This window comes from Bacillus sp. FSL R9-9492, assembly GCF_038007365.1.
GTDB classification, from domain to species: Bacteria; Bacillota; Bacilli; order Bacillales; family Bacillaceae_G; genus Bacillus_A; species Bacillus_A mycoides.
Genome location: NZ_JBBOXC010000001.1, coordinates 557,579 through 581,814 on the forward strand (window position 1 = coordinate 557,579; position 24,236 = coordinate 581,814).

Annotated in this window: 9 protein-coding genes; 7 read left to right on the forward strand and 2 right to left on the reverse strand. The window is 35.1% G+C overall.

Annotation, left to right across the window (positions count from 1 at the left end):
- Positions 1-312 precede the first annotated feature (312 nt).
- The 5 genes from MKY70_RS02900 to MKY70_RS02920 all read left to right on the forward strand — a co-directional run bounded on the left by MKY70_RS02900 (position 313) and on the right by MKY70_RS02920 (position 20,995).
- Positions 313-4,830: an amino acid adenylation domain-containing protein gene (locus MKY70_RS02900; RefSeq protein ID WP_445662061.1), complete on the forward strand. Its 4,518-nt coding sequence runs from the start codon at positions 313-315 to the stop codon at positions 4,828-4,830.
- Positions 4,827-18,644, forward strand: coding sequence for an amino acid adenylation domain-containing protein (locus MKY70_RS02905; RefSeq protein WP_341074450.1), 13,818 nt, complete (start codon positions 4,827-4,829; stop codon positions 18,642-18,644). Before MKY70_RS02900 ends, MKY70_RS02905 begins: the two co-directional genes overlap by 4 nt.
- Before the next feature lie 174 nt (positions 18,645-18,818).
- A complete protein-coding gene (locus tag MKY70_RS02910) occupies positions 18,819-19,166 on the forward strand; it encodes a ribosomal-processing cysteine protease Prp (protein ID WP_070174208.1) in 348 nt (115 codons plus the stop codon).
- 271 nt (positions 19,167-19,437) lie between these two features.
- On the forward strand, positions 19,438-20,196 hold the full coding sequence (locus tag MKY70_RS02915) for a thioesterase II family protein (protein WP_070174209.1): 759 nt from the start codon (positions 19,438-19,440) through the stop codon (positions 20,194-20,196).
- 88 nt (positions 20,197-20,284) lie between these two features.
- Complete coding sequence (locus MKY70_RS02920; RefSeq protein ID WP_341023043.1) at positions 20,285-20,995, forward strand: 4'-phosphopantetheinyl transferase family protein; 711 nt, start codon at positions 20,285-20,287, stop codon at positions 20,993-20,995.
- A 713-nt stretch (positions 20,996-21,708) separates the two neighbouring features.
- Here the strand turns inward: MKY70_RS02920 and MKY70_RS02925 are convergent.
- On the reverse strand, positions 21,709-23,256 hold the full coding sequence (locus MKY70_RS02925; protein WP_341023046.1) for a recombinase family protein: 1,548 nt from the start codon (positions 23,254-23,256) through the stop codon (positions 21,709-21,711).
- 122 nt (positions 23,257-23,378) lie between these two features.
- On the opposite strand from MKY70_RS02925, the gene MKY70_RS02930 reads away from it, so the two are divergent.
- Positions 23,379-23,549 carry a hypothetical protein gene (locus MKY70_RS02930; RefSeq protein ID WP_171903037.1) on the forward strand — a complete coding sequence of 57 codons (171 nt, stop codon included), beginning with the start codon at positions 23,379-23,381 and terminating at the stop codon, positions 23,547-23,549.
- A gap of 94 nt (positions 23,550-23,643) precedes the next feature.
- Here the strand turns inward: MKY70_RS02930 and MKY70_RS02935 are convergent, their stop codons facing one another.
- The gene (locus MKY70_RS02935; RefSeq protein ID WP_070174212.1) at positions 23,644-24,021 is read right to left on the reverse strand and encodes a helix-turn-helix domain-containing protein; all 378 of its coding nucleotides are present in this window, start codon (positions 24,019-24,021) and stop codon (positions 23,644-23,646) included.
- A 13-nt stretch (positions 24,022-24,034) separates the two neighbouring features.
- On the opposite strand from MKY70_RS02935, the gene MKY70_RS02940 reads away from it, so the two are divergent.
- A complete protein-coding gene (locus MKY70_RS02940) occupies positions 24,035-24,193 on the forward strand; it encodes a hypothetical protein (RefSeq protein ID WP_341074631.1) in 159 nt (52 codons plus the stop codon).
- Positions 24,194-24,236: the final 43 nt, after the last annotated feature.

Below are 24,236 nucleotides of genomic sequence, written 5' to 3' on the forward strand. Positions count from 1 at the left end.
TATGCATCTTAGTTAATCGCATTACTAAAGAAATTATTTCAAATTGGAAGGTTATTTTAATTGAGAATTTCGATAGATGAAAAAAGTTAATTAGTAGTAGAAATCGGTTGAATAAATAGGAGGAATTTTATTTATGCAATTTTTATTTTTTTCAGAAGAGCTAAGAATGTCATGGATCAAAAAAACTGTATATAACGATTAAAGGAATTTGTAATGGCTGTATTTTGAAAAAATCTAATAGAGGTGAATGGATTGATAAGTAAAAAGTTTATTAAAACTATTCCTTTATCCAAGGGACAAAGGGACTTTTTTTTGCAGTATTGTTTGTATCCAGATAAATCTTCATATAACGAACCATATGCTTGGCATATTTATTCGGAGCTAGATGTTTCACTTGTAAAAAGAGCTTTTATTGAAATTATCAAACGCCATGAGATTTATCGATCTATTTTTGTTATGGAGAAAGATCCTGTACAGAAGGTTTATAGTGAGCCGTTTCTAGATTTTAAAGTTATTGATGTGGGGACAGAAGAAGTAGCCTCTATTAATCGAGAGTTATATCAAGAATCGTATAAACCTTTTATATTGGAAAAAGAACCAGCGTTTAGAGTGAGATTGTTTCGTTATGCTGAAAATCATTATATTTTGCTTTTAGTATGGCATCACATTTCTATTGACGGTTGGTCTTTATCACTAATATTAGATGAGTTTGGAATGATATATAAAAACTTAAAAGAAGGAACTAATTACGATTTAGAACCTGTTATATTCCAATATTCAGATTTTGTTTCTTGGCAAGAAAACTTATTGTTAAGCGAAACTGGAGAAGCATCGAAGGCATTTTGGAAAAACAAACTTAAAGGTGAGATCCCGGTACTAGAATTGCCAATTGATAAGAAGCGACCACCTGTTCCTTCGTATGAGGGCGGATTGGTACCTTTTAAGCTAAGTAGAGAGATTAGTGAGAGTTTACTTGAATTCTGTGATAGAAAAGGTTTTACTCTTAATACAGTCTTATTGTCCCTTTATTTTGCTTTGTTACATCGTTATTCAGGACAAGATGAAATTATAGTAGGAACGCCTAGATTTGGAAGACGGAACAAAGATTTCCGTAATACTTGTGGATATTTTGTTAATATGCTTCCGATTAGAATTAATTTTAAGGATGGTTATTCGTTTGAGGAACTTCTAAATATTCTTAATGAGGAACTAAAGGAGTGTGTGAAACATCAAGACTATCCTTTTCCTATGATGTTGAAGGAATTAGAATCAAGTCGTGATGTTAGTTATTCACCTATTTTTCAAACTGGATTTGCATTACAAAGAGCTTGTAGGCAAGATGCAGCGATTATTTTGGGGAATTCTACGAATGAATTTAGTTTACATGGACTGAAATTGTCCCCTTATAGTTTAGAAAAGAATACGGCCAAGTTTGACTTAACATTATTTATTGAACAAGAAAATGATAAAGCGATTTGTGGTAATTTCGAATATAATAGAGACATTTTTCATGAAGATACAATCTTAAGACTAACTCGTTATTTAGAGCAATTTATTGCATCCGCTTTACATAATTGCGAAGAAGTCATTTCTAAAGTTAATTTATTACCTGAGGCTGAAGAGAAGCAATTATTAAAGGAATGGAATGATACAAGAGTAGAATATCCGACAGAATATGTCATTCAAGAATTGTTTGAACAACAAGTAGCACAAACACCAGAGGCAGTGGCCTTAGTCTATAAGAATCAACAACTTACTTATAAAGAATTAAATGAAAGAGCGAATCAATTGGCTCATTCCCTACAGAAAAAAGGTGTAGGACCTGAGACGATGGTTGGAATCTGTGTGGAACGATCTTTAGAAATGATTGTTGGTTTACTTGGAATCTTGAAAGCGGGCGGCGCATATGTCCCACTGGACCCAACTTATCCAGAACAACGACTGAAGTATATCTTGGATAACGCGGATATCAAACTGATGGTAACGCAAAGAAATGTGAAGGGATGGTTACCTGAGGGAATAGAGATTATTTGTTTAGATGAAAATCAAGAAATGATTTCACAGGCGAGTATTACCAATCCAATAATTGAAGTGACTCCAGAGAATTTAGCCTATGTAATTTATACATCAGGATCTACTGGGAACCCGAAGGGTGTGTTACTGGAACAAAAAGGATTATGTAATCTTGTTCATACTATTATTGACTTAATGCAATTAAATTCAAACAGTAGAGTAATCCAATTTGCTTCCTTATCATTTGATGCGGCAGTATTTGAAATGTTTACAACGCTTGTAGCTGGTGGAACATTATGTGTAAGTAGCCAAGAAGATGTTATGCCTGGGGAACCATTAACGAAATTTTTACAAAACAATCAGGTTACACACGCTACTTTACCACCGACGGTGTTAAATGTGTTAGATGAATCTAAATTTGAACATCTCAAGGTAGTTGTCTCTGCAGGTTCAGCTTGTAGTGAAGAGATTGCGAAACGTTGGTCAAATAATCGTATATTTATCAATGCTTATGGTCCAACAGAAGCAACAGTTTGTGCGACCGCAGGAATTTATGAGGGAAATGGTCAACCTCATATTGGACGTCCAATTTCTAATGTGGAAGTGTATGTGTTGGATCAAAATCAGCAACCTGTACCTATTGGTGTAGCTGGAGAATTGTGTATTGGAGGGGCTGGATTAGCACGTGGATATTTGAATCGTCCTGAATTGACAGAAGCATCCTTTATTCCACATCCATTCAATAGTGATACTAATGCTAAGTTGTATCGAACTGGTGATTCTGTTAAATATTTACCAGATGGAAATTTAGAGTATATTGGTCGAATTGATAACCAAGTAAAAATTAGAGGTTTCCGAATTGAATTAGGAGAAATTGAAACCGTATTAGGCCAACACCCTATGATTAAAGAGGTCGCTGTAGTGGCTCGGGAAGATGAACCTGGAGATAAACGATTAGTCGCGTATGTCGTAGGTGAAGGAAGCGTGCAAGACTGGAGAGAACATGTAAAGGCACACCTTCCAAATTATATGGTACCAGCTCATTTTGTAAAAATGGATGCCTTACCACTTACAATTAATGGTAAAATAAATTTCAAAGTGTTACCAGTCCCTGCTTTGCAAAGTTCAGCGGAAGAATACGTAGCTCCAAGAAATAAATGTGAACAATTGTTGACTTCTATCTGGGAACAAGTATTAGGCCTCAAAAATATTGGGATTTATGATAATTTCTTCGCGAATGGAGGAGATTCTATACTCAGTATTCAAATTGTTTCTCGGGCAAATCAAGCAGGTTTAAAATTAAGTACAAATCAGCTTTTTGAATTTCAAACAATTGCTGAATTAGCACAAGTGGCAGGAAAAGTAACAAAAATGCAGGGAGAGCAAGGTATAGTGACAGGTGATGTTTTATTGACACCAATTCAACGTTGGTTCTTTGAGCAACAGCATCCTAACGTAAATCATTGGAATCAATCAATGATTTTTAAAACCCGTGAAAGATTAGATTACAATATTTTAAAAGAAGTGATTCAATCAATTGTTTCTCACCATGATGCATTGCGCATGCGATACAATTGCTTATCAAATGGGATATGGAATCAAACGATTAAAGGAAATAAAGAGGAAATCCCGATAGAGATTGTTAAATTAACTGAAATTCCTATTGAAGATTGGGATCAAGTGAAACTTGCAAAGACCAAAGAAAACCAAGCTAGTTTAAATTTACATGAGGGTCCACTATTAAGAGTAGTCTATTTTGATGAAGGTGAAAAACATTATGGAAGTTTACTCATAGTGGTTCATCACTTGGTGATAGATGGAGTATCTTGGAGAGTTTTACTGGAAGATTTCCAAACGGCTTATCAACAAAAAAAGAATAACCAAGTTATTCAGTTACCAGCTAAAACAGCATCATATAAAGAATGGTCTCAGAAGCTAAATGATTATGGGGAATTTGGAGTTTCGAAAGAAATTGAGGAATACTGGAGACAGCATTCTAAAAGAGAAATAGTGCCTCTTCCAAAAGATTATGAATCAGAAGTAGTATCGGAATTAACTATGAAACAATTTACTTTAATATTAGGTAAAGAAGATACGCGTACTTTATTGCAAGAAGTGCCTGTGAACTATAAGGCCAAAATTAACGAGGTACTAATCACGGCGTTAATGCAAGCAATGGTGCAGTGGACAGGGAATCCAACATTAGCTGTTCACTTAGAAGGACATGGTAGGGAAGCAATTGTCGATGAAATAGATATTTCTCGAACTGTAGGTTGGTTTACTAGCATGTACCCCCTTTATTTAGATATTGAGGATGCATGTACCTCTAAAGAGATTTTAAAAATAGTGAAGGAACAAGTACGAGGCATTCCTAATAAAGGAATTGATTATGGAATTCTACGTTATTTAAGCAAAAATATGGAACCTTTGTTGAAACTTCAACAAAATCCTTCTATTAGTTTTAATTATCTAGGGCAGTTTGATCAATTGATTAATTCAGATTCTATATTTATAGGGAATCCGCAATTTTCTAAATTTAATTATGATAAGGATTCTAAACGGTCACATCTTATTGATATTGTAAGTCTGGTTGTTGGAGGAGAATTACATTTTCATTGGAGTTATAGTAATAAACAATTTGACGCTTCTACAATTCAAAATGTTGCTGAAATAATGCTTGAGCAATTAGTTTCTCTAATTAATTCTTCAGTTACTGAGACGGCATATACAGCATCTGATTTTCCTAATGCAAATCTTACAGAAACATCCTTAGGAAAAGTTTTGTCAAAATTAACAAAGAAACGAGGAAGAAAATGAGTAATATTGTAGATATTTATCAACTGTCGCCTCTTCAAGAAGGGATGTTATTCCATACTCTTTATGATACTAATGAGGAGAATTATTCACCGTATATTAATCAAGTAGCTTTTCTACTTGCAGGAGAATTAGATATTGAAGTTTTCGAGAAATCCTGGAACTATATGGTTAATCGATATGAAATTTTTCGTTCTGCATTTGTGTGGGAAGAAGTTGAAGAACCCTTACAAGCAGTATTGCAAACGGTGCCTTTAAAAATAAAAAAAGAAGACTGGACTGAACTGACTAAGGTAGAACAAGAAAAAAAATTAAATGCATTTCTCATAGCGGATCGTAAAGAGGGGTTTTGTTTTGATGATCCACCATTGATGAGAGTTACTGTAATTGAAGAAGATGATAAAAAATTTAGGGTAATCTGGACACACCATCATCTTTTGCTTGATGGATGGAGTGGATCAGTTGTTTTAGATGAATTGTTTACAATATATCAAAAAATGATAGATAGGAAGGATATAGAATTACCCAAACCACCACCTTATTCAAAATATATTGATTGGATTAGAAGACAGGATAAAAATCAGGCGGAAAACTTTTGGAGAGAGGAATTGAGAGGGTTTACATCTCCGACGCTTTTAGGGATGAAGCAGAAAAATAAAAAAGAAAACATTGGTTATGGAGAGAGTTTATACCTAATTTCTGAAGAACAAACACAAATATTACAGGTGTGGGCACGGAATAACCAACTTACTTTAAACACAGTTTTTCAAGGTGCTTGGGCTTACTTATTAAGTAAATATAGTGGAGAGAAGGATGTTTTATTTGGTGCAATTAGCTCTGGACGTCCAACTGAATTAGTTGGTGTAGAGAAAATGGTTGGGTTATTTATTAATACATTACCTGCACGAATACATGTTCCTGAAAAAAGTAAGGTTGTCGATTGGCTTCAACAATTACAAAAGAAAGAATTGCAACGAAGAAAGTATGAATACACTTCATTGACGAATATTCAGGGATGGAGTGAAATTCCACAAGGGGTTCCTTTATTTCAAACATTATATGCTTTTGAAAATTATCCTGTTAAAGATACTTCATTAGATATGGAACTAGAAATCATTGAACATCATGTAGAAGAGCAGGTTAATTATCCATTGAGCTTAGTAATCCTTCCTGGGAATCAGGTAGGTGTAAAACTTATGTATGATCGAAGTAGATTTGGTGAAGAAACAATTCAAAGGATTCAAGATCACTTTTTGAAAGTATTATTTCAAATGACAGCGGTTCCCGACCAAACGCTTTCTGAGGTTACTTACTTATCTGAAATTGAAGAAAAGCAGTTGTTAGAAGAATGGAATAATACAACGATACAGTATCCAAAGGAATATTCTGTCCAGGAATTATTTGAGCAGAAGGCAGTGTGTACGCCAGAAGCAGTTGCTGCGGTATATAATAACCAACAAATTACTTATAAGGAATTAAATGAGCGTGCAAATCAATTGGCTCATTATTTACGTAAACAGGGTGTAGAGCGAGAAATGATGGTAGGGATATGTATAGAACGATCCTTAGAAATGATAGTCGGCTTATTAGGTATTTTAAAAGCTGGAGGTGCATATGTACCATTAGATCCAACTTATCCAGAACAGAGACTTAAATATATATCACAAGATTCAGGTGTTAATATTGTGATAACAAAAGAAGACCCAAAGGAATGGTTACCAGAGGGAATTGAAAGTATATGTCTGGATAGAGATCGAGAGTTGATTTCACAAGAGAGTATTTATAATCCAGAAATTGAGGTGGAACCAGAAAACCTTGCTTATGTAATCTATACTTCTGGGTCTACTGGAAACCCAAAGGGAGTTATGGTGGAACACCGTTCATTACTAAATTTGGTATTTTGGCATCAAGATGTGTATAAAATAACGGAACAAGATCGAGCAACACAGATTGCAAGTGTAGCATTCGATGCAGCTGTTTGGGAGATTTGGCCGTATTTAACAAAAGGTGCTAGTTTATATATACCTAATGAAATGGTGAGAACAAATCCAGAGGCGTTAAAAGAGTGGTTAGTTGCAAATCAAGTGTCAATTAGTTTTATGCCGACTCCTTTAGCAGAAAGAATGTTAAAAGTACAATGGCCGCAGGAAACAGCTTTAAGGGTGCTCTTGACGGGAGGAGATACACTAAGACAATATCCCTCTAGTAATTTGCCTTTTACTTTGATTAACCATTACGGTCCTACAGAGTGTACAGTAGTCGCGACAATGAGTGAAGTCTATATGGAATTAACAGGATGTACCCCACCAATTGGTCGCCCAATCGCCAATACAGAAGTCTATGTATTAGATGAAAACAGGAATCCTGTACCTATTGGTGTAGCTGGAGAATTATGTATTGGGGGAGCTGGATTAGCACGTGGATATCTGAATCGCCCTGAATTAACGGAAGACCGTTTTATTCCACATCCATTCAGTAACAAAAAGGGAGAAAGGCTATATAGGACTGGAGACTCTGTCAAATATTTATCAGATGGAAACTTAGAATATCTTGGGCGGATTGACAATCAAGTGAAAATTAGGGGATTCCGAATTGAACTAGGAGAAATTGAAGTAGTTTTAGGTCAACATCCTGATATTAAAGAAGTAGTTGTAGTGGCTCAGGAAAATAAACTTGGAGAAAAACAGTTGGTGGCATATATCGTCGGAGATGGGGATAGTGAAAAGTGGAGAGAACATATAAAAGGACAACTGCCAAATTATATGGTACCTGTTTATTTTGTCAAACTAGATGAATTACCACTAACTCCAAATGGAAAAGTTGATACTAAAGCCTTATCGCTTCCGGCTGAAGAAGTTGTTGGGGACGGTTATGTGCCTCCTAGAACTCAAGCAGAAGAATTAGTAGTAGCTGTTTGGAAACAAGTTTTAGGAAGAGATAAGATTGGAGTTTATGACGATTTCTTCGAATTAGGTGGACACTCTTTATTGGCAACTCAAATTGTGTCTCGTTTACAAGAGGCTTTTGAAATAGAAATGCCTTTGCGGGAGTTATTTGAACATTCGACAGTTGAAGCACTCGCTCAACAGTTGGAAAAGCTTCACCGGGGGGGACTATCAAAAGGAATTCCTTCATTAACAAAAATGGATAGGGGACAAATTGTACCGCTGTCCTATGCTCAACAACGATTATGGTTCTTTGATCGTTTTATGCCTAAAAACACATTATATAATATTCCAATTACTTTGCGTTTAAAAGGAATTTGGGTACCGATGGCTTTAGAGAAGAGCCTTAATGCATTAATTAATCGTCATGAAATTTTACGTACGACTATCCAAGAGATAGAAGGAGAAACCTTGCAGGTAATCAGTTCTTCTAATTTTAAAAAATTACCTGTTATAGATTTAAGCCATTTACCTTTAGATGAAAAGGAACAGGTAATATATCAATTAATTCGAAAAGAGGCGGAAACTCCTTTCGATTTAGAGATAGGACCGTTATTAAGAGTAAACTTAATTCGGTTAGAGCAAGATGAATGGATTCTTAGTTGTACAATGCACCATATCATATCAGATGGTTGGTCTATGGGTGTGTTCTTAAAAGAATGGATGGCTCTATATGAAGAAGAGGTGGAAGGGGTACCTGCAAGGCTACCAGAATTATCAATTCAATATGCAGATTATGCACAGTGGCAAAGAAAATGGTTAGATGACAGTATTATGAAAGAACAGTTAGATTATTGGATGGAAGAATTATCAGGCGATCTCCCAGTTCTTCAGTTACCGACAGATCGTCAGCGGCCATCGGTTCAAACATATTCAGGAGCTATGCACTATTTCTTGTTACCAGACAGTTTATCTGAACAATTAGAATTATTGAGCCGTCAAGAAGGTGCTACTTTGTTTATGACGTTATTAGCGGCTTATCAAAGTTTCCTATCTCGTTATACGAGTCAAAGTGATATTTTAGTGGGAAGTCCTATCGCCAACCGTCATTATAAAGAAACTGAAGGACTAATAGGATTCTTTGTAAATACGCTAGCATATCGAGTTCAATTAAATGGTGATTCAACTTTTCAAGAAGTGTTGAGTCAAGTAAGACAGAAAGTTTTAAAAGCATATGATTATCAAGATATTCCATTTGAAAAAGTGGTAGAAAAAGTACAACCTGATCGGAGTACAAGTTACTCACCTTTATTCCAAACAATGTTTACTATGAATAATACCGTAGATTCTCTTCCGAAATTAAATAATAGATCTATAGAGAATATAAATATGGATACATCTGTTGCTAAATTTGATTTAACGGTATCGATGGAAAAAGGAAAAGATGGAATATTAACGGCCTTTGAATATAATACAGATTTATTTGATGCATCGACAATAGAACGGATGGCCAATCATTTTCAATATTGGTTAAATGAAGTTACTCGTTATCCAGAAAGATTATTAATAGAACATTCTTTAATGCCAAATGAGGAAGTAGAAAAATTGGTAGTAGAGTGGAATAAAACAAAAGTTGCTTATCCAAATGAACTGGTAATTCAAGATTTACTTGAAGAACAAGTAAATAAAAATCCTGATGCTATCGCTATAGTGTATGAAGGGCAAGTATGGAGTTATCGTGAATTGCATGAGCAGGCTAATCAATTAGCACATTATCTTCAGAAACAAGGAGTAAAATCAGAGTCCCTTGTAGGATTATGTGTAGAACGTTCACCAGATATGATTATTGGAGCTTTAGGTATTCTTAAAGCAGGTGGTGCGTATGTTCCATTAGATCCGGCTTATCCAGAACAGCGACTCAGATATATGTCACAAGATTCGGGTATTCAGATTTTGATAACGCAAGAAGATCCAAAAGAATGGTTATCTGATGGGATAGAAAATATATATCTAGACAGGGATAGAGAACTAATTTCACAGGAAAGTATTTATAGTCCAGTAATTGATGTGGCGCCAGAAAACCTTGCTTATGTAATCTATACTTCTGGGTCTACTGGAAATCCAAAGGGAGTTATGGTGGAACATCGCTCATTGGTAAATCTAGTATTTTGGCATCAAGATGTGTGGAAAATAACGGAGCAAGATAGAGGAACACAGATTGCAGGTACAGCATTCGATGTAGCTGTTTTAGAAACTTGGCCGTATTTAGCAAAAGGAGCTAGTTTATATATACCTACTGAAATGGTTAGAACAGATCCAGAGGCATTAAGAGATTGGTTAGTTGCAAACCAAATTTCAATTGCCTTTATGCCGACTCCTTTAGCTGAAAGAGCGTTAAAGTTACAGTGGCCCGAAGAAACCGCTTTGAGGATCCTCTTGACGGCAGGACAAGCATTAAAACACTATCCCGTTCATGATTTACCTTTTATATTAATTAATGGCTATGGTCCTGCAGAGTGTACAGTACTTTCGACCATATGCGAATTCCCTATGGAATCAACAGGAGGTACCCCTCCAATTGGTCGTCCAATCGCTAATACAGAAATCTATGTATTAGATAAAAATCAAAAACCTGTACCTATTGGTGTAGCTGGAGAAATATACATCGGTGGAGTAGGGGTATCGCGTGGGTATTTGAATCGTCCCGAATTAACAGAAGAACGTTTTATTCCAGACCCATTCAGCAATAAAAAAGGAGCAAGATTGTATCGAACAGGGGACTTTGCTAAATATTTATCAGATGGGAATTTGGAATACCTTGGGCGTATTGACAATCAAGTGAAAATTAGAGGTTTTCGAATTGAACTAGGGGAGATTGAGGCAGTTTTAGGTCAGCATCCTACTGTTAAAGAAGTAGTTGTAATGGCTCAAGAAAATAAACTTGGAGAAAAACAGTTGGTGGCGTATATCGTTGGAGATGGAAATAGTGAAGAGTGGAGAGAGTATGTAAAAGCACAACTGCCAAATTATATGGTACCTGTTTATTTTGTTAAACTAAATGAATTACCACTGACTCCAAATGGAAAAGTTAATACAAAAGCCTTATCACTTCCGGCTGAAGAAGTTGTTGGGGACGGTTATGTGCCTCCTAGAACTCAAGCAGAAGAATTAGTAGTAGTTGTTTGGAAACAAGTTTTAGGAAGAGAGAATATTGGAGTTTATGACGATTTCTTTGAATTAGGTGGACATTCTCTGTTAGCGACTCAAGTTGTTTCTCGTTTACAAGAAGTGTTCCAAACTAAGTTACCATTACGCGAATTATTCCAGCACTCTACTGTTGAGGGTTTATCACAGCGGATAACAGCGTTATTACAAGAGGATAGAGGCTATGACGTTCCACTATTACAACCAAAGGAACGAGGAGAACGAGTACCATTATCTTACGCTCAACAACGATTGTGGTTCTTGGATCAGCTTGAACCAAATAGTTCACTTTATAATATTCCAACTGCGTGGTGTTTGAAGGGAAAATGGAGAATTGAAGCATTAGAAAAAGGATATAATGCGTTGATACAACGTCATGAAGTATTACGTACGGTAATTCAAGAGATGAATGGTGAACCGATGCAGGTTATTAAAGCTTACACTCCAAAGCCATTACAAGTAATAGACCTGCGTCATCTTCCGAAGGAAGAAAAAGACCTGCAAATGCAGAACCTAGTTCAAATGGAAAGAGAAACACCATTTTGTTTAGAAGAAGGACCATTAATTCGAACTCAGTTGATTATTATGGAAGAAGAGGAACTAGTACTTCTTTGTACGATGCATCATATTATTTCTGATGGATGGTCTATGGGGATTTTATTTGATGAATGGTTTGCTTTGTATAAAGCGTTTGTAGAAGAGAAACCAGCGCAACTCCCACCTTTAGCACTTCAATATGCTGACTTTGCACAATGGCAACGAAATTGGCTGAAGGATGAAGTACTCGCACAACAACTAGGGTATTGGCAAAAAGAACTAAGTGGAGAGCTTCCAGTATTGCAACTCCCATTTGATTCTCCACGCCCAGCGGTACAAAGCTATAAGGGGAATACGTATCAAGTTACTTTACCAGCCTCATTACTAGATAAGATTAAAGTCTTTTCTCGAGAGGTAGATGCCACATTATTTATGACATTGTTAGCTGGCTATCAAGGATTTCTTTCACGTTATACAGGACAACAAGATATTTTAGTCGGAAGTCCTATTGCTAACAGAAATTATAAGGAAATTGAAGGGCTTATTGGATTCTTTGTTAATACACTTGTGTATCGCGCAAACCTTACTGAGGATTCAACATTTAAAGAATTGGTAGCGCAAGTGAAAGGAAAGGCACTTAAAGCTCAAGAATATCAAGATGTTCCTTTTGAAAAAATAGTTGAAGTATTACAACCAGAACGAAACGCTAGCCATTCACCGATATTCCAAACGATGTTTACTTTACAGACTTATTCAAGAGAGCTACCGAAGGTATTGGATCACAGTTTAGAACCAATTCAAAATCATATGGCAGTAGCGAAGTTTGATTTAACAGTAGGGATGGAAGAAACTGAAGAGGGATTACAATTGGCCTTTGAGTATAATACAGACTTATTTAATGCCTCTACAATAAAGAGAATGGCTAAACATTTTGAAAATTGGTTAAGTGAAGTGATGGATTCTCCTCAAAAATCTATTGGAAGCTTGAAATTGATGAGTAAAGGTGAAGAGAAGCAATTATTAAAGGAATGGAATGATACAAGAGTAGAATATCCGACAGAATATGTCATTCAAGAATTGTTTGAACAACAAGTAGCACAAACACCAGAGGCAGTAGCCTTAGTCTATAAGAATCAACAACTTACTTATAAAGAATTAAACGAAAGAGCGAATCAATTGGCTCATTCCCTACAGAAAAAAGGTGTAGGACCTGAGACGATGGTTGGAATCTGTGTGGAACGATCTTTAGAAATGATTGTTGGTTTACTTGGAATCTTGAAAGCGGGCGGTGCATATGTCCCACTGGACCCAACTTATCCAGAACAACGACTGAAGTATATCTTGGATAACGCGGATATCAAACTGATGGTAACGCAAAGAAATGTGAAGGGATGGTTACCTGAGGGAATAGAGATTATTTGTTTAGATGAAAATCAAGAAATGATTTCACAGGCGAGTATTACCAATCCAATAATTGAAGTGACTCCAGAGAATTTAGCCTATGTAATTTATACATCAGGATCTACTGGGAACCCGAAGGGTGTGTTACTGGAACAAAAAGGATTATGTAATCTTGTTCATACTATTATTGACTTAATGCAATTAAATTCAAACAGTAGAGTAATCCAATTTGCTTCCTTATCATTTGATGCGGCAGTATTTGAAATGTTTACAACGCTTGTAGCTGGTGGAACATTATGTGTAAGTAGCCAAGAAGATGTTATGCCTGGGGAACCATTAACGAAATTTTTACAAAACAATCAGGTTACACACGCTACTTTACCACCGACGGTGTTAAATGTGTTAGATGAATCCAAATTTGAACATCTCAAGGTAGTTGTCTCTGCAGGTTCAGCTTGTAGTGAAGAGATTGCGAAACGTTGGTCAAATAATCGTATATTTATCAATGCTTATGGTCCGACAGAAGCAACAGTTTGTGCGACCGCAGGAATTTATGAGGGAAATGGTCAACCTCATATTGGACGTCCAATTTCTAATGTGGAAGTGTATGTGTTGGATCAAAATCAGCAACCTGTACCTATTGGTGTAGCTGGAGAATTGTGTATTGGAGGGGCTGGATTAGCACGTGGATATTTGAATCGTCCTGAATTGACAGAAGCATCCTTTATTCCACATCCATTCAATAGTGATACTAATGCTAAGTTGTATCGAACTGGTGATTCTGTTAAATATTTACCAGATGGAAATTTAGAGTATATTGGTCGAATTGATAACCAAGTAAAAATTAGAGGTTTCCGAATTGAATTAGGAGAAATTGAAACCGTATTAGGCCAACACTCTATGATTAAAGAGGTCGCTGTAGTGGCTCGGGAAGATAAATCTGGAGATAAACGATTAGTCGCGTATGTCGTAGGTGAAGGAAGTGTACAAGACTGGAGAGAGCATGTAAATGCATACCTTCCAAATTATATGGTACCAGCCCATTTTGTGAAAATGGATGCTTTACCACTGACGATTAACGGTAAGGTCGATACTACAGCTTTACCTAAATGGGATAGTGTAGTGCAGGCAAACGTAGAGTATATTGGACCTCGTAATGAGACGGAGAAAAGATTGGTGACGATTTGGTCAAGTGTACTGGGTGTGGAACCATCAACAATCAGTGTGCATGATAATTTCTTTGAATTGGGTGGACATTCTCTGTTAGCGACTCAAGTTGTTTCTCGTTTACAAGAAGTGTTCCAAACTAAGTTACCATTACGCGAATTATTCCAGCACTCTACTGTTGAGGGTTTATCACAGCGGATAACAGCGTTATTACAAGAGGATAGAGGCTATGACGTTCCACTATTACAACCAAAGGAACGAGGAGAACGAGTACCATTATCTTACGCTCAACAACGATTGTGGTTCTTGGATCAGCTTGAACCAAATAGTTCACTTTATAATATTCCAACTGCGTGGTGTTTGAAGGGAAAATGGAGAATTGAAGCATTAGAAAAAGGATATAATGCGTTGATACAACGTCATGAAGTATTACGTACGGTAATTCAAGAGATGAATGGTGAACCGATGCAGGTTATTAAAGCTTACACTCCAAAGCCATTACAAGTAATAGACCTGCGTCATCTTCCGAAGGAAGAAAAAGACCTGCAAATGCAGAACCTAGTTCAAATGGAAAGAGAAACACCATTTTGTTTAGAAGAAGGACCATTAATTCGAACTCAGTTGATTATTATGGAAGAAGAGGAACTAGTACTTCTTTGTACGATGCATCATATTATTTCTGATGGATGGTCTATGGGGATTTTATTTGATGAATGGTTTGCTTTGTATAAAGCGTTTGTAGAAGAGAAACCAGCGCAACTCCCACCTTTAGCACTTCAATATGCTGACTTTGCACAATGGCAACGAAATTGGCTGAAGGATGAAGTACTCGCACAACAACTAGGGTATTGGCAAAAAGAACTAAGTGGAGAGCTTCCAGTATTGCAACTCCCATTTGATTCTCCACGCCCAGCGGTACAAAGCTATAAGGGGAATACGTATCAAGTTACTTTACCAGCCTCATTACTAGATAAGATTAAAGTCTTTTCTCGAGAGGTAGATGCCACATTATTTATGACATTGTTAGCTGGCTATCAAGGATTTCTTTCACGTTATACAGGACAACAAGATATTTTAGTCGGAAGTCCTATTGCTAACAGAAATTATAAGGAAATTGAAGGGCTTATTGGATTCTTTGTTAATACACTTGTGTATCGCGCAAACCTTACTGAGGATTCAACATTTAAAGAATTGGTAGCGCAAGTGAAAGGAAAGGCACTTAAAGCTCAAGAATATCAAGATGTTCCTTTTGAAAAAATAGTTGAAGTATTACAACCAGAACGAAACGCTAGCCATTCACCGATATTCCAAACGATGTTTACTTTACAGACTTATTCAAGAGAGCTACCGAAGGTATTGGATCACAGTTTAGAACCAATTCAAAATCATATGGCAGTAGCGAAGTTTGATTTAACAGTAGGGATGGAAGAAACTGAAGAGGGATTACAATTGGCCTTTGAGTATAATACAGACTTATTTAATGCCTCTACAATAAAGAGAATGGCTAAACATTTTGAAAATTGGTTAAGTGAAGTGATGGATTCTCCTCAAAAATCTATTGGAAGCTTGAAATTGATGAGTAAAGGTGAAGAGAAGCAATTATTAAAGGAATGGAATGATACAAGAGTAGAATATCCGACAGAATATGTCATTCAAGAATTGTTTGAACAACAAGTAGCACAAACACCAGAGGCAGTGGCCTTAGTCTATAAGAATCAACAACTTACTTATAAAGAATTAAATGAAAGAGCGAATCAATTGGCTCATTCCCTACAGAAAAAAGGTGTAGGACCTGAGACGATGGTTGGAATCTGTGTGGAACGATCTTTAGAAATGATTGTTGGTTTACTTGGAATCTTGAAAGCGGGCGGCGCATATGTCCCACTGGACCCAACTTATCCAGAACAACGACTGAAGTATATCTTGGATAACGCGGATATCAAACTGATGGTAACGCAAAGAAATGTGAAGGGATGGTTACCTGAGGGAATAGAGATTATTTGTTTAGATGAAAATCAAGAAATGATTTCACAGGCGAGTATTACCAATCCAATAATTGAAGTGACTCCAGAGAATTTAGCCTATGTAATTTATACATCAGGATCTACTGGGAACCCGAAGGGTGTGTTACTGGAACAAAAAGGATTATGTAATCTTGTTCATACTATTATTGACTTAATGCAATTAAATTCAAACAGTAGAGTAATCCAATTTGCTTCCTTATCATTTGATGCGGCAGTATTTGAAATGTTTACAACGCTTGTAGCTGGTGGAACATTATGTGTAAGTAGCCAAGAAGATGTTATGCCTGGGGAACCATTAACGAAATTTTTACAAAACAATCAGGTTACACACGCTACTTTACCACCGACGGTGTTAAATGTGTTAGATGAATCTAAATTTGAACATCTCAAGGTAGTTGTCTCTGCAGGTTCAGCTTGTAGTGAAGAGATTGCGAAACGTTGGTCAAATAATCTTATATTTATCAATGCTTATGGTCCGACAGAAGCAACAGTTTGTGCGACCGCAGGAATTTATGAGGGAAATGGTCAACCTCATATTGGACGTCCAATTTCTAATGTGGAAGTGTATGTGTTGGATCAAAATCAGCAACCTGTACCTATTGGTGTAGCTGGAGAATTGTGTATTGGAGGGGCTGGATTAGCACGTGGATATTTGAATCGTCCTGAATTGACAGAAGCATCCTTTATTCCACATCCATTCAATAGTGATACTAATGCTAAGTTGTATCGAACTGGTGATTCTGTTAAATATTTACCAGATGGAAATTTAGAGTATATTGGTCGAATTGATAACCAAGTGAAAATTAGAGGTTTCCGAATTGAATTAGGAGAAATTGAAACCGTATTAGGCCAACACTCTATGATTAAAGAGGTCGCTGTAGTGGCTCGGGAAGATAAATCTGGAGATAAACGATTAGTCGCGTATGTCGTAGGTGAAGGAAGTGTACAAGACTGGAGAGAGCATGTAAATGCACACCTTCCAAATTATATGATACCAGCCCATTTTGTAAAAATGGATGCTTTACCACTGACGATTAACGGTAAGGTCGATACTACAGCTTTACCTAAATGGGATAGTGTAGTGCAGGCAAACGTAGAGTATATTGAACCTCGTAATGAGACGGAGAAAAGATTGGTGACAATTTGGTCAAGTGTACTGGGTGTGGAGCCATCAACAATCGGTGTGCATGATAATTTCTTTGAATTGGGTGGACATTCAATGAAAATTATGGAAACATTAGTGAAAACATTATCTGAAGGTTGGAATGTAACAATTAAGGACTACTATGAGTTACAAACAATAAGTAAAATAGCAGAAAAAATCAATAATGGAGCTAGTGTATATTCACAGCCAAATACACCGCAGATAGAATTTTTAAAGCCACCAAAGAAAAGAATAGAAATAGCAAAATTGCATCAAACATTTGACCAGTATAGTGAGGTGTTGTTAACAGGTGCTACAGGATATTTAGGCATACATTTATTGGAGCAATTACTTGATACTACAAAATGTAAAGTATACTGTTTAGTCCGTGGAAGGGATGAAAAGGAAGCACAAGTACGTTTGGTGGAAAGTTTACAATTTTATTTTAAAGGAAAATTTATTAAGTATGAGGCATTAATAAATGAGCGGATTTTTATTGTAAATGGTGATTTAGCTGAGAAGAGATTGGGCTTAAATGAAGATATATATGCAGTCCTTAATAAAAATATTAAGACTGTAATTCATGCAGCTGCCTTAACTAAACACTTTGGAGATTACGCCAATTTTGAGAGAGCAAATGTTAAGGCCTTAAAAGAGATACTAACATTCGTGAGCAATAACAAAAAGTTACACTATATATCTACAATGAGCGTGTCGGGACAGTTTGCATTAGGAGAAAAAGAACAAGTATTCAGGGAAAATGATTTTTATATTGAACAAAATTATGAAGATAATGTGTATGTTAAAAGTAAATTTTTAGCGGAACATGAGATTTTCAAAGCGATATCCAAAGGAGTCAATGCGAACATCTATCGAGTAGGTAATCTTACCAATAGATATTTTGATGGTCAGCACCAAACTAATATTGTAGACAATGCCTTTATGAGTCAACTTAAATTTATGTTGCAATATGGTGTCGTAGCAAATAGTTTATTATCAAGTAAAGTGGAATTCACACCTGTTGACTATTGTGGTAATGCAATTATTAGATTAGTTACTTCGAATATAGATATTGATAATGTTCGGGATTATATTTTCCATATGTATAATCATCAGAAGCTTGAACTTAAAGATGTCGTGGGAATATTTAAACAAATAGGGTGTTCGATTGAAGTGCTTGACGATTTAGAGTATCAACAACTTATGTTAAAAATATCTCAAGATGAAAATAGGCAAGAAGATATTCAAATGCTCATGGTATCAGGAGAAAAAATGGAGGGTCGATATAAAGAAGTAAGATTAGATTCGATCAGGACACAAAAGAAATTAGAAATTATTGATTTTCAATGGCCGAAAATTAATATTGAATATTTACAAAAGGTTGTAGAATATATGATTTCATCTGGTTTTTTATCACGAGATGAACTAGGAATGTTACATGCAATTACAAAATAATTGTGTTTTTTAAGGATTATGTAAAATTAGTGGTGAAAAACATCTGTTTATCCCTTCTGTTATTGGCAGTGCTTATAATAATGGGAGGGATTAAATAGGACATTAATTTTTTGATAATGTATATTGTATATCTGAAGAATGTTATTTAGGTATCAGAAGATAAGGATGAATTTTATGATTTCTGTTTCAGTATTAATTGAAAAACCCAATTATATTCAAGGATTTATTGTGGAAGGGCATGCAGATTATGCTTCCTATGGTGAAGATATTGTCTGTTCAAGTGTGTCTACAGTCACTATTGGCACGGTAAATTCAATAGAGAAGTTATGTCATGTAGAGATGGAAGTAGAGACGCGGGATGGTTATTTAAGAGCGATGCTCCCAACGAACAAAGCTTCCCAAAAGGAGCAAAATGACGTGCAATTATTACTTCAAGCTATGGTGTATACACTACAATGTTTAGAAGAAAATTATGAAAAGTATATTCGTATTATTTTCAGGAAGATGAAGGATAGATGCTAAAGTCATAGAGCTTTTAGTTGCGCGTAGTGGCTAACAAATTAATCATGTTTGGATGTATAGAAATTGCTCAAACATAGTGTAAACAACTTTTCAGTTTTTATAAGGCGTACTGACTGTTGTCAGTACGTTTTTTATTTTGATACTAAATATAGTGAGAATAATTTAGGGTTTAAGGTGAACGTTAAATAAGCTTTAATTAAAGACTAAAATATTTTAATACTTAAGTATGATAAGTAGTATTGAATTTATAACTTAGATAAGGAGAAATAACATGATACGACAGATAAATAATTCTAACTGGTTTACTTGTCCTTTATTGAGGAATCAGCCTAAACTAAGGCTCTTTTGTTTTCCATACGCAGGAGGAGGAAGTATGGTATTTAGGGAATGGGAAAAGACATTGCCTGCTGATATTGAAATACATATTGCTCAACTACCAGGAAGAGATAAACGTTTTTTGGAGGAGATACCACGTTCGGTAAGCAAAATGGTAGAGGGTCTAAAACAAGGAATACAGCCTTATATGAATGAGCCATTTGCTTTTTTTGGTCATAGTATGGGAGCACTCCTTGCTTTTGAATTAGCAAGAACTTTAGTGAAAGAGGAGAAGGTCTCTCCACTTCACTTGTTTGTATCAGGAAAAGCGGCTCCTCATTTGAAAAATATTCATCGAACTATTTATAATCTTCCTAAAGAGCAGTTTCTTCAAGAATTGAGTAACCTAAATGGTACGCCTAAGGAAGTACTTGAAAATAAGGAATTAATGGAGATATACGAGCCAATTTTGCGTGGGGATTTTGAAGTTTGTGATACGTACCTTTATAAAAAAGGGAGTCTTTTAACCTGTCCTATATCTGTTTTTGGTGGATTACAGGATGAAAGAGTTGATGAGGGAAACCTAAAAGCGTGGGGAGAACTTACAACAGGATTTAATCAAGTACGTATGATAGAAGGAGATCATTTTTTTCTTCATAGTCAGCAAGCCTTTATCCAAAATGCAATAATTAATGATTTAAAATGTAATGTGTAAAGATAGAGTTTTATTTTAGAAAGGGTCTATATTGAAAATATTATAAGAAATTAAATAGTATCGTATAGGGAGTGAGAGGGAATTTCAAATGATTAATATTTACGCGATCAAAAAGCCACAATTTATAGATGAAAATAGATATAATAACTTATTAAATTTGGTGTCTGCGGAAAAAAAGAAAAAAATAGATGGTTATGTAAAAAAAGAAGATGCTTATAGATCTTTGTTAGGTGATGTTTTGATACGATCTGTGATTTGTAAGCAATTTAAAATATTTAATCAAGATATTAAGTATGATTACAATAAGTATGGTAAACCTTTCTGGAAAGGAAGTAATCATTTTTTCTTTAATATTTCGCACTCAGGAGATTGGATTGTTTGTATTGTAGATAAATTTCCTGTAGGCATAGATATTGAGAAAATATGTCCTATAAACTTAGAAATAGTTTCGCATTTTTTTTCAGATGAAGAAGTAGAAGATTTAAATACTAGGTCATTGGTTGGAAAAATTGATTATTTCTATGACTTGTGGACATTAAAAGAAAGTTATATAAAAGCAATAGGAAAGGGTCTTTCAATTCCTTTAAATTCTTTTACAATTAAAAAAAATAAGGAGGAAGGCATTATCGTTAAACAAGATGATCTTTATTCTTCTTATTTTTTTAAACAATATCAAATAGATTCTAATTACAAATTATCTGTATGTGCAACTTCTAATCGGTTTCCAAAGAAAGTTATCATTAAAAATATGTCTGAAATTGTTCAAGATGTCTTAGTTAATAATATAACTAATTTATAATGGAACTTAAACAAAAATTGCAAGATGTAATAAATTATTGATGATATGAGCTAGCTTGTAGTCATAAAGAATCCAGGAGATTACTGGATTTCAATTCATTTGAACAATATGGGATATATTCTGCGAAGTAAATGGTACAATCGTACATCATCTACTTTTTCCTATCTATAAAAACATTGAAAATGAAAAGTTTGGATGATATATCGAAGAATAAGAATGAGGTTGGAGAAAACTTAAAGGATAGAAATAGATGTTGTTAGTACATAGAATTTAGATAACGTCCGGTACAGTAAATATGATAGACTAACAGTACCATTGGATTAAACACCGTCTACCTTTAAGAAGAGTAGTAATTTTTTCATTCTTTTAATATCAAAAATGATAAAATTACTTATTTAAGTGTTAGTAACGGAATACTGTAACAGGATGTACTCAGATTCTTTGAAAAAATTCAGCCCTATCAAGAATCTACGCCTAATGATATAGAAATTGCTTGATAAGAGCTCTCACCAAATAAAGCATTTCCAGAGTGTTTAGGGAGTAGATATTTTAGAGCTTCCTTTTTACTGTGTATTAACGAGCAGTAGTACTCCCATCTCCAGATTCTAAGGAGAACAAAGAAAATAGGTGTGGGATAAACTGCCTGTAAAAGTCCGATTGGTAAAGGATAATAATCAGCGGGGATGAGGAAAACCCTCACTGATTATTATCCTTTATATTTTTGTATATAATTCGATTATAAACGCATCTGGATTTTTCCATGATTTTTTTCGTAAATATGTTCCTTTTTCGAGTACTGATTTAAGAAGGCGATTTTTCTTTTCTACATCTTTAGTCACATAGTATGCTTCTAATACATTTTTAATTTTGGGAACAAACTCATGTATATGTTTTTCTCTTTCTAATATATGCTTAATTTCATGCTCAAGTTGTTTAATTTCTTCTTGTGTAGCTTTTAAACGTACTACAATGGATTTCTGACGTTCTAAAAAAGTCTCAATATCGTATACACCCTTCTCCAATAAATCATGGAGTTTATTTTTTTGCTTTTGTAAATCGTTAACTTGTTGCTCTTTTTTTTCTAGAGCCTTTTGTTGTAGCTGAATATTATTTTTAGGTTGCTTTTTTTGTACCATGTTTTCTTGTATCTCAAAGCTTTCAATAATTTGCTTTAATCCATCCAGTATACGCTGTTCAACAAGTGTTAAAGAAGCACCTTTTTGGATTCCTTTACACGATGGCTGTACACATCGTATTTGAGGGTTAGGACGATCCTTTCTTGGTTGATAAAGCATGGAATGGCCGCATAATTCACATAATAAGATGCCTGCCAAGGGATTGGAAAGTTTTTTTGTTTTTATTGTTGGAGGTCTCCAGCGTTTACTATGTGCCATATTAGCTTTTTGAAACAGCTCTTCTGATACAAGCGGAGGATGCGCATAATCGTGTCGTTGCCATCTTTCTTTCGGTACTTTTTTTCGAATGTATTTCCCATTTTGTTTGGTATAACGTATTTTCCCCCAAATAATGTGACCAAGATATACCTCGTTTTTTATAATGGATGAGATAGTTGAAGGATTCCAATACTCACCTTGAGGAGGAGTAATATCTAGTCTATCTAATTCTTGAGCAATTGTCTGTCTTCCCATTCCATTTGCCATTAATTCGAATACTTTTGATATTACCCAACCCTTTTCAGGATCAGGATAAAGTTTTAAATTATTATCTCGTAAGTATCCATAAGCTGGCACGCGAGAGATGGATTTTCCTTCTTTTGCAGAAACTCTTCTACCACGTTGCATACGTTTAACAATTGTTTTTAATTCTTCTCGGGCAATTAAAGATTTTATACTAAAGGTCAACTCTTGATTTTCATCATTAGGATCAATAATTTCTGTTGGAGTAATAATGAATGTCTCTGAATAGCGAAACACACGATAAATCGTTCCCTGATCTACCATATCCCCACGACCAAGGCGGTCTAAATCCATTACTAACACAGCATCACCGATGCCGGATTCTACTTCACGAAGTAGTTTTTGCATCATAGGTCTTTCAGATATATATTCACCAGAAACAACTTCTTCTAAAATATCAATGATATTATGATGCTCTTTGTGAGCGAGTTCTAATAACTGAGTACGATGACGTTCGAGTGTATCATAATGTTGTCCATGTTCCATAGCCTTTTTTTCTTCTTCCAGATCTTTTCGGCTTTTACGTAAATAGATAAATACATCAAGTTCTTGTGGACGATACATTAGTTTCACCTACCAGCTTGTCTAGTATTATTGTTATGGATATGTATGGCTAGCTTGTCCTATGAAAATGATAGTTCGTCTTTTTTCCCGCCTTGCATACATATAATGCAAGGGGGGATATGATGAAAGAATTTCAATTTGGTAATACAAAAGTTATTATTCATTCATCACTTGCATTAATGGAAAAAGAAGAACAAAAAGAATGGTTTCAACAAGAGTGGGAAAAGAAAAATCCAATTTTAAGATCTATAGTTGAAGCCGCAGTAAGTTGCCAAGAAGAAGGTGAAAAATAAAAAGAGCATTCTCTTTCATTAAGAGATATGCTCTTCTTTTTGCGTTAAATTATTCATCAACATAAATAATTGTTTTTTATTGTGAATAGCTTTTTTAGTTCTGTAAATAATAATCTTGATCATTGTTATGGAAGATAGGTGAAGCTTGAGATAGATCAATACCTTTTTCTAGAGTTTCTAATAAGTAATATCCAAGTGCTTTATCCTGTTGTATCAAGTTATGTAATAGGGTGCTTGCGCGAGCAATTCTATATTTTGTTTCATCTAGGGTTAAGGATGAATTATCTATTGTAATGAGGTGAAGTTCATCTTGTAGTTTTTGTAATAATGAAAGTTGAATGGTACCCGTCTTTCCTGTTTCAAGATTACTTAAATAAGCTGGTGATACACCCAGCTGTTTTGCAAAGGTGTTTAGTCCAATGCCTTTTTGAGTACGTAGTGTACGAATGTGTTTACCAATTTCATTTATCATAAGACTAACCTCCATGGATTTATTGAAAGGAATACATAAAATGAATAAGCAAAAGAAAATTACAATTACATCAGTAAGTTATGTTCATGATCCAGAATCAGCTCAAAAATGGTTTGAAGCGTATATCAAGATTGTTGAAAAAGAATTAGTTAAAGCAATTAAAAAGGACTAGCTGCTATTTTTGATACATACAGTGTAAATAGAACATCATGAGA

What these genes read in the sequence shown, in the direction of transcription:
- MKY70_RS02905 (WP_341074450.1), top strand. Translation starts at nt 4,827, where the DNA reads ATGAGTAATATTGTAGATATTTATCAACTGTCGCCTCTTCAAGAAGGG.
- MKY70_RS02910 (WP_070174208.1), top strand. Translation starts at nt 18,819, where the DNA reads ATGATTTCTGTTTCAGTATTAATTGAAAAACCCAATTATATTCAAGGA.
- MKY70_RS02915 (WP_070174209.1), top strand. Translation starts at nt 19,438, where the DNA reads ATGATACGACAGATAAATAATTCTAACTGGTTTACTTGTCCTTTATTG.
- MKY70_RS02920 (WP_341023043.1), top strand. Translation starts at nt 20,285, where the DNA reads ATGATTAATATTTACGCGATCAAAAAGCCACAATTTATAGATGAAAAT.
- MKY70_RS02925 (WP_341023046.1), bottom strand. Translation starts at nt 23,256, where the DNA reads ATGTATCGTCCACAAGAACTTGATGTATTTATCTATTTACGTAAAAGC.
- MKY70_RS02930 (WP_171903037.1), top strand. Translation starts at nt 23,379, where the DNA reads ATGAAAGAATTTCAATTTGGTAATACAAAAGTTATTATTCATTCATCA.
- MKY70_RS02935 (WP_070174212.1), bottom strand. Translation starts at nt 24,021, where the DNA reads ATGATAAATGAAATTGGTAAACACATTCGTACACTACGTACTCAAAAA.
- MKY70_RS02940 (WP_341074631.1), top strand. Translation starts at nt 24,035, where the DNA reads ATGGATTTATTGAAAGGAATACATAAAATGAATAAGCAAAAGAAAATT.